Annotated in this window: 10 protein-coding genes, 1 tRNA gene and 2 rRNA genes; 2 read left to right on the forward strand and 11 right to left on the reverse strand. The window is 63.9% G+C overall.

Translation table 11 applies throughout. From position 1 onward, the window contains the following. Nucleotides 1–584: 584 nt before the first annotated feature. The 6 genes from AC1AXT_RS08640 to rpsF all read right to left on the reverse strand — a co-directional run bounded on the left by AC1AXT_RS08640 (nucleotide 585) and on the right by rpsF (nucleotide 6,127). Nucleotides 585–658 (reverse strand) — tRNA-Lys (locus AC1AXT_RS08640). Between the two features lie 206 nt (nucleotides 659–864). Continuing rightward, on the reverse strand, nucleotides 865–3,828 hold the full coding sequence (locus tag AC1AXT_RS08645; protein ID WP_476542207.1) for a zinc ribbon domain-containing protein: 2,964 nt from the start codon (nucleotides 3,826–3,828) through the stop codon (nucleotides 865–867). Between the two features lie 514 nt (nucleotides 3,829–4,342). Then, nucleotides 4,343–4,789 carry a 50S ribosomal protein L9 gene (gene rplI / locus AC1AXT_RS08650; protein WP_476542209.1) on the reverse strand — a complete coding sequence of 149 codons (447 nt, stop codon included), beginning with the start codon at nucleotides 4,787–4,789 and terminating at the stop codon, nucleotides 4,343–4,345. Nucleotides 4,790–4,808: 19 nt separating this feature from the next. Next, on the reverse strand, nucleotides 4,809–5,057 hold the full coding sequence (gene rpsR, locus AC1AXT_RS08655; protein WP_476542211.1) for a 30S ribosomal protein S18: 249 nt from the start codon (nucleotides 5,055–5,057) through the stop codon (nucleotides 4,809–4,811). Nucleotides 5,058–5,149: 92 nt separating this feature from the next. Beyond that, the gene (locus AC1AXT_RS08660; protein ID WP_476542213.1) at nucleotides 5,150–5,776 is read right to left on the reverse strand and encodes a single-stranded DNA-binding protein; all 627 of its coding nucleotides are present in this window, start codon (nucleotides 5,774–5,776) and stop codon (nucleotides 5,150–5,152) included. A 57-nt stretch (nucleotides 5,777–5,833) separates the two neighbouring features. Further along, a complete protein-coding gene (gene rpsF / locus AC1AXT_RS08665) occupies nucleotides 5,834–6,127 on the reverse strand; it encodes a 30S ribosomal protein S6 (protein WP_476542215.1) in 294 nt (97 codons plus the stop codon). Between the two features lie 221 nt (nucleotides 6,128–6,348). Here rpsF and AC1AXT_RS08670 point away from each other — a divergent pair, with 221 nt between their 5' ends. Beyond that, on the forward strand, nucleotides 6,349–7,362 hold the full coding sequence (locus AC1AXT_RS08670) for a ribose-phosphate diphosphokinase (protein ID WP_476542216.1): 1,014 nt from the start codon (nucleotides 6,349–6,351) through the stop codon (nucleotides 7,360–7,362). A 207-nt stretch (nucleotides 7,363–7,569) separates the two neighbouring features. Here the strand turns inward: AC1AXT_RS08670 and AC1AXT_RS08675 are convergent, their stop codons facing one another. The 3 genes from AC1AXT_RS08675 to AC1AXT_RS08685 all read right to left on the reverse strand — a co-directional run bounded on the left by AC1AXT_RS08675 (nucleotide 7,570) and on the right by AC1AXT_RS08685 (nucleotide 11,180). Further along, the gene (locus tag AC1AXT_RS08675; RefSeq protein WP_476542217.1) at nucleotides 7,570–8,550 is read right to left on the reverse strand and encodes a ribokinase; all 981 of its coding nucleotides are present in this window, start codon (nucleotides 8,548–8,550) and stop codon (nucleotides 7,570–7,572) included. A gap of 47 nt (nucleotides 8,551–8,597) precedes the next feature. Then, nucleotides 8,598–9,554: a nucleoside hydrolase gene (locus tag AC1AXT_RS08680; RefSeq protein ID WP_476542219.1), complete on the reverse strand. Its 957-nt coding sequence runs from the start codon at nucleotides 9,552–9,554 to the stop codon at nucleotides 8,598–8,600. Between the two features lie 417 nt (nucleotides 9,555–9,971). Then, nucleotides 9,972–11,180: a LacI family DNA-binding transcriptional regulator gene (locus AC1AXT_RS08685; protein WP_476542220.1), complete on the reverse strand. Its 1,209-nt coding sequence runs from the start codon at nucleotides 11,178–11,180 to the stop codon at nucleotides 9,972–9,974. A 217-nt stretch (nucleotides 11,181–11,397) separates the two neighbouring features. Here AC1AXT_RS08685 and AC1AXT_RS08690 point away from each other — a divergent pair, with 217 nt between their 5' ends. Next, on the forward strand, nucleotides 11,398–11,955 hold the full coding sequence (locus AC1AXT_RS08690; RefSeq protein WP_476542221.1) for a hypothetical protein: 558 nt from the start codon (nucleotides 11,398–11,400) through the stop codon (nucleotides 11,953–11,955). A 408-nt stretch (nucleotides 11,956–12,363) separates the two neighbouring features. Here AC1AXT_RS08690 and rrf read toward each other — a convergent pair. Together rrf and AC1AXT_RS08700 are read right to left on the reverse strand one after the other, a co-directional pair. Beyond that, nucleotides 12,364–12,480 (reverse strand): 5S ribosomal RNA (gene rrf, locus AC1AXT_RS08695). A gap of 196 nt (nucleotides 12,481–12,676) precedes the next feature. Then, nucleotides 12,677–12,913, reverse strand: a 23S ribosomal RNA gene (locus tag AC1AXT_RS08700); the annotation flags it as partial.

Consider the following 12,913-nt stretch of genomic DNA (forward strand, 5'->3'; position numbering starts at 1 on the left):
GCAGCCCGGCCCCAACCCCGACAACATCAACGCCTACGAAAGCGGATTCGGCATCAGGAAAGGATGGCTCCGATAGGAGCTATAAGACCCACGATTTGTTACTTAACCCGAAAGGATGGATCCACTAGACAACACGCCCGGGCTAAACACACACTTTTTGTTACTTAACCCTATAAGACCCACGTTTTGTGGGTTAAGTAACAAAAGATGGGTCTTATATTCACCTCCATCCGTTGCGGCGCCTTGCGTGTCGGGGTGCCTTTAATCTGAAATGGATTAAAGAGGGCGGCTTGTAGGGCGTGGCCGCTTTAAGGGACAGGCGCAGCTGAACGGCTGTCTAGGGGCCAACAGGCCATCCATCACCTGCAAACCTTTCTGCTAGAAGGAATCGGCCCCGACGCGGAATGATTAAGCACGACGGCTGGTTCTCCGCGGGGACCGGACCGCAATCCATTCAGCAGCCGTATAAGACCCACGTTTTGTTACTTAACCCCGTTTTGTTACTTAACCCCCAAGCGCCGGCCCCTGCAGCGCGCCGACGAAAACGAAGAAGTCCCGGCTGGAGACCAGCCGGGACTTGATTGTGCCCCCTCAGGGATTCGAACCCTGGACACGCTGATTAAGAGTCAGCTGCTCTAACCAACTGAGCTAAAGGGGCTTGCTCAGTGCTTCCTTGAAGCAACGAATGTTTAATATACTCACGTTCTACGCCAATGCAAAATCGTCGGCGTGTCGCAACAGATTCCAACGAAATGAGCAAGGGCCGGCGAGCGCCCGTAACGACTCGCCGACCCCAGCATCCGGCCATTTCAACAGGGACCTGCCGTGCAGATCCCCGCATTCGGCAGCTGCCGGCCCGAAACCCTACCAGTCGGTCGGGTCGCCCACTTCCAGCCCGCTTTCGCTCACCTGGAACGTCCCGTAGAACCAGAAGCTGTCCGTTTCCGACTGCTTCTGCCAGTTATCCGAGCCGGTATAGCGGTATTCGAACACGAACTTCGCCGAACCGCCGTCCGCGCTGAACGTCCCCGTCTGCAGGTCGACGTTCTCCAGGGTCGGATAGTCGACGATCTGCCACGCCGGGTTGCGTACGTCGTACGAATCCGACCCGTCGTAGAAGTCGTACCAGTACGCTTCAAACGGGCAGCTTTCCGGCGCTGCATCTGTCGATTTCGCGCATTCGTCGAGGTAGTCGGCCGTGGCCGTTTCAATCGCCTCCTCCAGCGCATCGGTCGCCTCGACCGTTATCGCCGCATCCCCGCCGTCACCGGTCGTCACCGTCGCGCCGGCAGCCGTGTAGTAGTCGGTATCGGCGGCTTCGATGTCATAGACTCCCGGGTATGCGACGAAGGAATACGTCGTCTTGCCTTCCTTGACCGACGCCGACACGTCAACGCCATTGACGCTCAGCGTCTTCACCATCGCCGGCTTGGCGACGGTATGGGTCGTCGCAAGCGACGCGGCGATTTGCCAGTTGTCGAACACGCCGTAGCGATGCCCGCGCTTGACCAGCTGCACGCTTCCTTCGCTGCGTTCGCCATCCAGCGTGTACGAATAGACCGCGATGGCGTTGTCGCCTTGCTTGGTCACCGACTTGATGGCGACGTTCGCCATCGTCGCTCTGCCACCCTGCGCCGCTTCGTTGGCAACGACCAGCGCCTCGTTGCCTTCGACGCCGGGATCGGCCATGCCGTTCGCCGTTTCCAGGTCGCCGGTTTCGATGGCAGTCAGGTATTGCGACGCTACGGATTTCGCGCTGAATACGTTCGCGTTGATGACTGCGTATGCAATGCCGAGCAGCACCAGCGCCGCCAAACCGGCGCACACGCCGATAACCGCCCCCTTATTGCGGCTATGCGGCTGCTGTACGGCTGTCGCCGCCATCGGCTGCGCACCGCCCATCGGCGCCGCGACAGGCATCGCCTGCGTAGGCGCGTCCTGCGTGCCTAGCGGGGCCACCGGAATGGGCTGCGTTTCACCTATCGGCTGCAGCGGTGCCTGAAGCCCCTGCTGCCCCGCTGCGGCAACCGAGCCCATAGGCGTCTGCCCTGCGGCAGCTATAGCCCCTGGCTCGCCCTGCCGGGCAACAGACGCCGTTTCCGCCCCGATGCGCACCGTGCCGCCGGCAAACAGCTTCCACAAGGCGCCAACGTTCGCTACGACCCACGCGCCACCGGTGCGCGCGAACGCTTCAATCGCCAGCATCCATACGCCGCCCAGCAGGCAGAACCACAGCTGCGTCCCGCCGGACAGCGACAGCTGTCCGCTGCTGAACGCGGAGGAACCGAAAATGGACGAAACCGACAAGTGCACGCCGGGAATCTCGTTGAGGGCTTCGACCAGCGCCGTCAGCTGCACGTTGAGGCTTTGCGACAGCAATCCCAGCCCCAGCAGCCAGCAAACGATTGCCGCAAGCGACGCCTGCCAGCAGTGCTGCCAGCCGGCGTACCGTTCGTCGTAATAGTTGCGCGCGGCGGCACGGCACCCCACGTACGCCGCGCACGCGACCGCTACGACGAGCAGCGCGACGCTGGCTGCGGTCGGAATGGCAATGACCGGAACCCCTTCGGAACCCGACACGTCCACGCTGTACGAGCCGGACGTCGCCGAGACCTTCGACGAGAACAGCGCGGCCGTCCAGTCAAGCGCGGTGCCGGATCCCGACGACAGGCCGACGCCGAACACGCCAAAGCACGCCACCGAAACGAATATGCACGGCAGCAACGGCAGGAGCAACGGCAGGAAGCCGATCAGCGCCGCATGCCCGCTGAAAAGACAGGCGGCCGCGTAGCCGACGACGGCAATGGCGCCGAACGCCACGAAATACGTCCACGCCGCCTCGACGAGCGTGCGCACCGGCCCGCGTGCACGATGCGCCCAGTCCCAGGCCGCCGCGAAGACGTTGCCCTTCGCCGGCGCGGCCTTGGCGAGCGCAAAGCCGGCGAGACAGCCGGCTGCGGCGAGCAGGAACGCGAACAGGAACGTGCGTCCGGTGGCACCGCTGAGCGTGCATGCGGTGCCGGTCACCGACTGCGTCCCGCTGGAGATGCCGACCGTCACCGGAACGCGGAAAATCGCCCCAAGCGCGGTGAATACGATGCCGCTCGCCACCCCGGTCGCGGCCGACGCGATGGCTCCGGCGCTGCCCACCGGCAGCGGACGGCGCCGGGCGATGAAGAACGCGCCGAACGCGGCGCCAACGAGCAGCGCGATGCCGACGAGCGACACCGGCATCGACAGCGACAGCACGCTCACGTCCCGCGTGACGTCGAGGCCGGTGACGGCTTCGGAAGACGTCACGGCGACGGTGCCGTTGAACGAGCCGCCGACGCCGGCGACGAGCATGAACACGACTGCCTGCACGACGTTGGCCGCGCCGATTGTCACGTCGGTCGCCATGACCGACGAGATTGTCGTCGCCGACGGCATCTGCTGCGCCAGCGACGCCTTCACGGCGTCGACGACACCCGACATGCCCAGCGCAAACAGCAGCGCCGCCGCGATTGCCACGACGGCCGCTGCCGCCATGCCGAACCCCAGCGAAACGCCGAACGCCTTCACCGTCTGCTGTTGTTGCGCCGCATCCAGCGTCTTTGCAGGCGTGGGAGCCGGCACAGGAGCACCCTGCGCGCCGGAACCGGCGTCCGCAGCTGCGGTTCCCGGCACCGTGCCAGCGGCTGGCATCTGCCCGGTCGCCTGCCGCGCCGGCTGCGGTACGGCGGCAGCCGCCTGTTGCACGGGCGCCGGCGGCGCCTCCAGCCGCGCGCCGCACGCGGCGCAGAATTTTTCGTTCCCTTCGGCCCGGGAACCGCAATTGGCACAGAACATGGATTTCCCCCTTCATCGTTCTCATTCTGGCTCTCTGAAGCGGCACGCGACGCCGCGCTGCCGTTTCTGTGCAGTTTACCGTCAGCGAACAATTCTCGCGACTCCCCCACACGCCGCTGCTTTCCCTTCAGAATCGACCGACCCACCCGCCTTTCCGTCCTGTTCCTGTTCCATGCGTCTCCGAAAACGTCGCCGAAATGCGAGGCACAGGCGTGTTGGCAATCTAGATTGGGGCTCGGAACGTCGCCATTACGTAGGAGGTGGGCGTGTCGGCCCCCTTCGGAGGCAGGTTTGGGATGGCCGAAACGCGGAACGTGGGCGTTCCGGCGACGTTTTCCGGGCGGCGCACGAAAAAGCGCCCCGCGCGGCCGCATGGAGCGGCGCGCGCGGGGCGCTGATGCTTAAGCCCAGACTTGCCTGTTCAGAGTCTGTAGAGAACCGGTCCGTCCGCCGGCGCCGACGCGCCCGAAGCCGTTCGGAACGCGCGGAACGCAGCGCACGGGACCGGGGAAAATCACTCGGCGACGACCTTGACGGTGAAGTTCGCGGAGATTTCCGGGTGCAGGGCGACGGTCGCCGGGAACTCGCCGAGCGTCTTGATCGACTCGACGGCGATGGCCTTCGGGTCGAGCGCGACGACGTCGGCCAGAGCGGCGGCGATGGCGTCGGCGGAAACGCCGCCGAACAGCTTGCCGGACTCGGAAACCTTCGCCGGGATCTCGACGACGGTGCCCTCGATCTTGCCCTTGGCTTCAACGGCGTCGGCGCGGGTGGCGACGGCCTTGGCCTGGGCGGAGCGGCGCATCGTTTCGATCTGCTGGGCGGCGCCCTTCGTCCACTTCGTGGCGTAGCCCTGCGGAATCAGGTAGTTGCGGGCGTAGCCGGCCTTGACGTCGACGACGTCGCCCGGCTGGCCGAGGTTCGGGACGGCCTTGGTGAGAATGATCTTGGTATCAGCCATGTTCATGTCCTCCTAAAACTCAGCGGCCCGAGGTGGCGTAGGGCAGCAGCGCCATTTCGCGGGCGTTCTTGATGGCCTTCGCGATCTTGCGCTGTTCCTGGACGGTGACGCCGGTGATGCGGCGCGAGCGGATCTTGCCGCGATCGGAAATGAACTTGCGCAGCAGCGCGACGTCCTTGTAGTCGATCTCGGTGACCTTGGCGGCCTTCAGCGGATTCGGCTTCTTCTTGAACGGCTTGACCGGCGGCTGCGGCCTCTTGCGTGACATATTCGTTGTCTCCTTAAACTGATGTTCTGTAATGTTCCGGGGCGTTTCCATTTCCCAAGATTGCGGCCAGGATTTCCCTGCCGCCTATGGCGCTAGAACTCCGGTTCGTCGCTTTCGGAACTGAATTCCGACGTGCCGAAGGAACCGAACGATGCACTAGCGCCGCTTTCCGAGCCCCACGGGTCCGTTGCGGTCTGCTGCTGCGGCGCGGCGTTGAAGCCGCCGGCCTGGGCCCCGCCGGAATACGGCGCGCCACCAGAGTAGCCAGCGCCGCCGGAGTAGCCCCCGTTGCCGCTGTTGCCGCCGTTGAAGCCGCCGCCGTTATTGCCGCGGCCGCCGGCGAAGCCGCCGCTGGACGGCGTGCGGTGCACGTCGGCGGTGGCATAGCGCAGCGAGGGGCCGATTTCGTCGACCTGGAGTTCGATGACGGAACGGTTGGAACCGTCCTGTGCCTGGTAGTTGCGCTGCTGCAGGCGCCCCTGCGCGATGACGCGCATGCCCTTCGAAAGGCTCTTGGCGCAATGCTCGCCCAGGTCGCGCCATGCCGAACACCGCAGGAAGAGGGCCTGGCCGTCCTCCCACTGGTTGGTGTTGCGGTTGTACGTGCGCGGAGTGGACGCAATGGTGAAGCTGGCAACGGTTGCGCCGCTGCCAATCGTGCGCAATTCGGGATCAGCGGTGAGATTGCCCACCACGGTAATGATAGTGTCGCCTGCCATGACGCTCCTTGGAATTGGAAACGGGTTTGTCGGGGGAAAATCCCGTCCGCTTATCGGTTACTTGTCGCGGCGCAGGATCTTCGTGCGAATGATGGATTCGTTCAGGTTGAGCAGACGGTCGAGTTCGTCGCTGGCAGCCGGTTCGGCCGTGTATTCGACGACGACGTAGTTGCCTTCGTTCTTGCCATCGATTTCGTAGGCCAGCTTGCGGCGGCCCCAGATGTCGATGTTCTCCACGGAACCGCCTTCCTTGGTGACGATTTCCATGTACTGGTTGGTCAGCTTCTTCAGGCCGTTCTCATCCAGTTCGGGATCGGCAATGAACATCAGTTCATACTTGTGTGCAGACATCACCCACCTCCTTCGGACTTATCGGCCGCGGACGTTCCGCGGCAGGAGTGTGTTTGCAAACGCCCTGCCATGCAGGGCAACTTGCCCAGCATACCCCCGCGGCTCGACGTGCCGGAGGGTCGCGCAGGCCCCCGCGCGACTACCCGCATTGCTATCATGGGAGCCGTCTCGAAAGCTTCCCCTCAACGCTTCGCGAAGCGCTTCCCCACGAAAGGTGAACCATGTCTGCAATCCTTGAAGGCACCCCCGATAAACGTCTTGCCTTGGTGACGGGGCGCGCCTACCCGGAGCAGGCTCACGAAACGGCCCACTACCTGGGCACCGACGTGCTCGAAACGACGGCCTATGACTTCGCCAACGGGGAGATGTACGTGCGGTTCACCGAACCGGTGCGCGGCGCGGACGTCTTCATCATGCAGGCGCATACGCAGCCGATCAACAAGTGGATCATGGAGCAGCTGATCATGATCGACGCCGCCAAGCGCGCGTCCGCAGCCTCCATCACCGTCGTCGCGCCGTTCCTTGGCTATTCGCGCCAGGACAAGAAGCACCAGGGCCGCGAGCCCATCACCGCGCGCCTGATGTTCAACCTCTTCAAGACGGCCGGCGCCGACCGCGTCATCACCGTCGACCTGCACGCCTCGCAGGAGCAGGGCTTCTTCAACGGCCCAGTAGACCACCTGACGGCGATGCCGGTGCTCATCGACTACATGAAGGGCCGCCTGCCGCTGGAGAACACGACGATCGTCTCCCCCGACGCCGGCCGCATCAAGGTGTCCGAACAGTGGGCGGCCAAGCTCGGCGGCCTGCCGCTGGCGTTCATCCACAAGACCCGCGACACCACGCGCCCCAACCATGCCGAAGCCCACGGCATCATCGGCGACGTCGAGGGCCGCGACTGCGTCGTCATCGATGACATGATCGACACCGCCGGCACGATCAGCGAAGCCGTGCGCACGCTGTATGCCAAGGGCGCGAAGTCGGTAACGCTCGTCGCCACCCATGGCCTGCTCTCCGGCCCGGCCGTCGACCGCCTGCGCGACTGCGGCGCCAAGGAGATCGTGCTGATGGACACGGTGCCGATTCCCGAAGAGAAGCGCCTCGACAACATGACGGTGCTGTCCACCGCCCCGCTGCTGGCCGCCGGCATCCGCTCGGTGTTCGAGTCCCGCTCGGTCTCCACCCTCCTCAACGGCCTCCCCGAAGACATGCGCACCCGCAATATCTACGCCTAACCTTTTCTCCATCCCCGCTGGCGGCCGCCGCTGAAATATGCAAACGCGAAAGCGTTTGCGGCCTTGTTCGGGGATCGGTGAGAGCGAGCGAAGCGAAGCTCGAACCGAGGGATGGTCTAAGGCATCTACCCGCGCCACACCTATCGCAAAGCAAAGGCCCCTCCCGCACCACGCGGAAGGGGCCTTCCTGTTATTGGAGGAAAGAGGTCACTTGTCCTCGAACGCCTCGCGTATCTGCGCCGCGTTGCCGTACGAGGCTTGCGCCCCATACGACGTGGCTGCGTAGGCGGACACGTAGGAGGCAAGCTCCGCGGCGTCGCCGAGGGTCATGTCGGAAGCCAAAGCGGCGAGTACGGTGCCCATGAAGGAGTCCCCGCACCCCGTGGTGTCCACGGCGTGCACGCGCACCGGATCGATCCGGTGCACCGGCACGGCGTCGGTTGCATCGAGCACCACGGAGCCGTCGCCGCCCAGCGTCACGATGGCCTGCTCGTATCCGAACTCCTGGAACTTCGCGAGCGCGAAATCCCAGTCGAAATGGTCCCAGTCGTCGTTCTCGGGCTCTTCGATGCCGAGCAGTTGGGCCATTTCGTGTTCATTGACGAGCAGGATGTCCGTGTTGGCAATGAGCTCTTCCGGCAACGAGGGCCGGAACGGCGAGTTGTTGAGCAGCACCTTCACGCCGGCGTCGTGGCACATCTTCGCCGCAGCCGTCACCGTGTCCATCGGGCTTTCCAGGCACAGTCCCAGCACCTTCGAGCCGGCGAGCGCCTTGCGCTCCGATTCGACATAGTCGACGGTCACGTGCGCGTTGGAACCGGGCGAATAGACAATCGTGTTCTCGCCGTCAGCATCGACGGTGATGACGGTCGTCCCGCTAGGGCCGAGCACCTTGCGTACGTGCGTGGTGTTGACTCCGGCTTCCCCGAGCTTCGTCAGGAGGAATTCGGCGTTCGCGTCCGACCCGACGGCGCCGAACATCAGCACCTTCGCGCCGATCCGGGCGGCCGCTGCGGCCTGGTTGCCGCTCTTGCCTCCCGGCAGCACCTGCAGCGGGCCGCCGTTAACCGTTTCGCCCGGCTTGGGAAGCCGTTCGGTGGTGACGGTGTAGTCGGCGTTCATCGAGCCGACGACCGAAACCGTTCCATAAATATTGTCCAGTGCCGCGAGCGGCGTTTTCTCACTCATCTTCTTCCTTCCTCGCCTGCCGTGGGAACGCGTGCGTAGCGCCGGCGTCACCGTGCGTTGCTGACAAGATTTCCAATGCGCGTCATGAATTCGTCCAGGAACCGGGGCACGTCGACGCCGACGGCGACCTTCATCGTCTTGACCGGGTCGTTGAGCCGGTCGGTATCGCCAATCGTACGTCCGCGGAACGCTCCTTCGGTATCGACCTTCATGTTGATGTCGAGGCAGTCGACGAGCGTCGGATCGACCGCCACGCCGACGGCAAGCGGATCGTGTAGCCCGCATCCGCCGAGATTCGGCGCCGTCGTTTCATACGCCTTGATGTAGTAGTCGGTGATGTCGGCGATCTTGCCGGCCGCGAAGGTGCCGCTTTCGCGCCAGAGAGCGGTGTCCTTATAGGTGAGCAGCGTCTGCAGCGTGACGTCCAGGCCGACCATCGTCGCCGGAATGCCCGAACGGAACACGAAGTCGGCGGCTTCCGGATCCTGCGAGATGTTCGCTTCCGCGCACGGGCTCACGTTGCCGGGCACCGTCAGCGCGCCGCCCATCAGCACGACGCGGCCGATTTCATCGACGATTTCCGGAGCCTTGCGAATCGCGGCGGCCAGGTTCGTCTGAGGCCCGGTCGGCACATAGATAAGGTCCTTGCCATACTTCTTCACCGACTCGATGATGAAGTCGACGCCGGGCGCCGTTTCGGCTTCGCGCGTCGGTTCCGGGATGTCGATTTCGCCGATGCCGTTCTTGCCGTGGATGAATGCAGAGATGGGCAGCACCTCGAAGCCTTCCGTCGTGCTCGAGTGCGGCTCGCCCGCGAAGACCGGGATTTCGGGGTGGCCAAGCATTTCGGTGATGGCGAGCGAATTGCGCACGCTCTGGCTGGTCAGCACGTTGCCATATGTACAGGTAATGCCGATGAGCTCCACCTCGGGGCTGCCCAATGCATAGGCAATCGCCAGCGTATCGTCGACGCCGGTATCGAGATCGAGGATGAGTTTCTTCATGTCTGTGCCTTCCTGTTTCGCGCATGGTCACCGCCATGGTCGCTATCACGGTCTCTGTGAGGCTGGAGGTCTCCATTGACGCGGTCGCGTTCTCTCTGAACGTGTTTGATAAAACGTTTTACCAAGCAATTGCTATGGTAAATCCGCGCTGGAAACGTGTCAATTTCGGGGCCATGCGGCGTTTCGGCGCACGCTTCGGCGCGTGCGTTTCCTGTTCCACTCTACCTCCGGCGCCCCGGGCGACATTCCGCTTAGATTTGCCTAGCCGCAGCTTTCCGGCAATCCCGGTACGCTGCGCAACGAAACCGCGGCAACGCGCGCCGGAAATCTTGCATACAGGATTCCCGCTTCCGCACGCCTTCGGAACAACGAAAGCCCCCGCTTTCGCGGAGGCAAGGAGAGCACAGACGGCGCGCTTCAGTCCAGTTCGGCCGGAGAACCCACCGTCGAGCGCATGACCAGCTGGGGGTCGAGCACCACCGTTTCCGGGTCGTCGAGCCACGGCTTGCCGATGGTCCGCGCCGCTTCGATTTCGCCGTCCGATTCGATCTGCGCGACGACCTTGGCGATTTCGCGTTCCGCCACTTCGTCGATGACGTGGCCACCGGCAATCGCCTCGCGCGCGATGCGCACGCGTTCCGCCGTCTGCTTCTTCTGTTCCTGGATGGCGTCGGCGCGCGTTTCGATCCGTTCGAGCATGCGTTGCCACGCGGCCTGCGCCAGCTGGTCGATGCCCTGGTCGACGCTCGTGATGTCCCGGAACAGCCCGTAGCGGCTGAGGATGTTGTCGTAGCCGATGACGGAGATGTCTTCCGGCACCATCACGTTGCGTTCGGCGCAGCGCTGCATGAAGCCGGCGCCCATCAGGTCGTTGCAGCAGAACACGGCCGTCGCCTTGCTGTCGAGCACGGTATCGGCGGCTTCGTATCCGCTGGCGAAGCGGAAATCGCCCTCAAGCTGCGTGTACACGATGTCCGTGCCGCCCTTGCGCGCTTCCTCAAGCCGCTCCCTGAAGCCGTCCACGCGGTCCGCGCCATTGCCGTCGGTCGTTCCTCCGGTGATGCAGGCGATATTGACGTGGCCTTCGTCGAGCAGGCACTGCGCCGCCAGCTGGCCGCCAAGACGGTTGTCGATGCCGACGCCATCGCACCATGCGTCGGAAAACATGCGGTCGAGGAGCATGACCGGGCAGTCCAGCCGCTTGACGTCGGCTTTGAGGTCGCGCAGCGCTTCATACGATTCGCGTGCCGGAATCAGCAGGATGCCGTCGATGTCGAGCGCCGACAGCCGGCTGATCAGCGCGTGCTCGGCATTGCGCGAGTCGTCGGAGTTGGAAATGATCAGCGAGTAGCCGTCCGCCGCGCACCAGTCTTCCAGCTGCTTGGCGAGGGAGGCGAAGAACAGGTTTTCGATGTCGGGGACGATCAGTGCAATCAGCAGGGATTTGTTGGTTACGAGGCTGCGTGCGTTCTGATTGGGGATGTATTGAAGATCGCGGGCGGCGCGCTCGACGCGCGCCCTCGTTTCCTCAGCGACGCGCGCCGGCCTGCCGTTGAGAATCAGCGACGCGGTGGTCACCGATACCTTCGCGGCATTGGCTACGTCACGGAGCGTTGTGCGATGCATATGATGTCCTCGGCTCTTAATCGTGAAGTTTTTTTTGTTGAGAATCGGTTCTAGCGTACCGCAAACGGAAACGCGGCTGGCGGGGAAAGCGCTAAAACGTTTTACTTCCATCGAATTCCCAGATTTCTTCAGATTCTTACCCCTACTCTCCCAACGGCAAACGTCTTCCGCCGCGCATTGCTATACTCTGCCTAGACGAAACTGCAGAAGGTGGGTTATGGGGCTCGACGAGAAGAACGAACCGGCGAACGAATCGGAAAGGGACGGACGAAACGCCGGCGCAACGCAGCGCAATGCAGCGGCGCAGGCGCAGGAGGAACTGTCGCGTTCGAAGCGCAGCCGCATGGCGATTATCGCCGTGGCGTGCGGGGCAGCCTGCATCGCCATCGCCGTCGCGAGCGTCATGACGAGCGTCAACTACCACCGAGATTTGCATACCGCCGCGTTGGCGACCTGTTCGGCGGCTTCCAGCGAGGTTACGGAAAGCCGCGAGGCGCTTGCGCAAGCGCTCAAGGATTCCACGACGGCTTCCGGCTACTCGTCCCGCGACGTTGCGGACCCGAATACGCTCAACGATCTTGAGGACATGATCAACCGCGCCAACGCGATTTCCGATCCGCCCACCTGCTCGGATGACGACAGCACCGACGACCTGCGCGCCGCCGGCGACATGCTGACCCTCTACAACGAAAACGTCCAGAACCTCACCAAGGCCCTCCAGATCGCCACCAAGTCCGTAGAGTCCTCCCACCAAGAACTCCAAACCCTCCACTAACCTCCCCGTCCCGCTTGCCGCTCATCTCCATAGGAACGGCCGCCATGGGGTGCTCCCGCTGGGGGCATCCATCGCGGGGGCCGGGCACCTTGGCTGCCACTCCGGCTGGTGGGATAGTGGCCAGCCGCCAGGGGGTCCGGCCTGTCCTGGTTGCCGCCCCCGCTGGCGGGGGCCGGAGAGCGCGAGCGGAGCGAAGCGCGATCCGGGGGGTGGTCCCGCGCGCCAGCGCGGGCAGCCAGCCCCGCAAGGACAAGGCCCTGGATACGGGAAGCCCCCGCCAGACATGCAAGCCTGCGGGGGCTTCCAGGTTTAAGCGAAAGGGCTCCGGGAGCCATGGCGGCTTCGGGGCCCGGATATGGGAAACCCCCGGGGGCTCGAAGCCTTTCCGGGGCCTTCCTGTAAGTGTAACCGCGGCGGCGTGCTACTCTCCCACATCCTCTCGGATGCAGTACCATCGCCGTGCCAGGCCTTAGCTTCCGGGTTCGGAATGGGGCCGGGCGTATCGCCTGGGCCATGGCCGCCGCGAAATCCTGATGCGGACCAGCCAGCACAAGAGCCGGCCGTCCGGGTGTCCGGTTTGGGAACCGGATGGTGGACGCGTAGAAGAAAATGTCTGGAATCGGTCTTGCAGTGATTGCCAACAGGATCCCGAAGGAACCACGCTGGCGTGACCTAGCCGTGCGTTCTGGCCCTTATCAGGCTGGTTGCACGGGAGTCATAGTGTTGGTTGCGGTTCGGCCGTTAGTACCGGTCAGCTCCACCCCTCGCGGGGCTTCCACGTCCGGCCTATCCACCACATGGTCTATATGGGGCCTCACGCGCCTCGAAAGACGCGAGGAATCCTTATCTTGGAGCAGGCTTCCCGCTTAGATGCTTTCAGCGGTTATCCCTCCCGAACGTAGCCAACCAGCCGCGCCACTGGCGTGACGACTGGCATACCAGAGGTTCGTCCACCCAG

It is taken from the genome of Bifidobacterium sp. LH_450 (assembly GCF_056356715.1).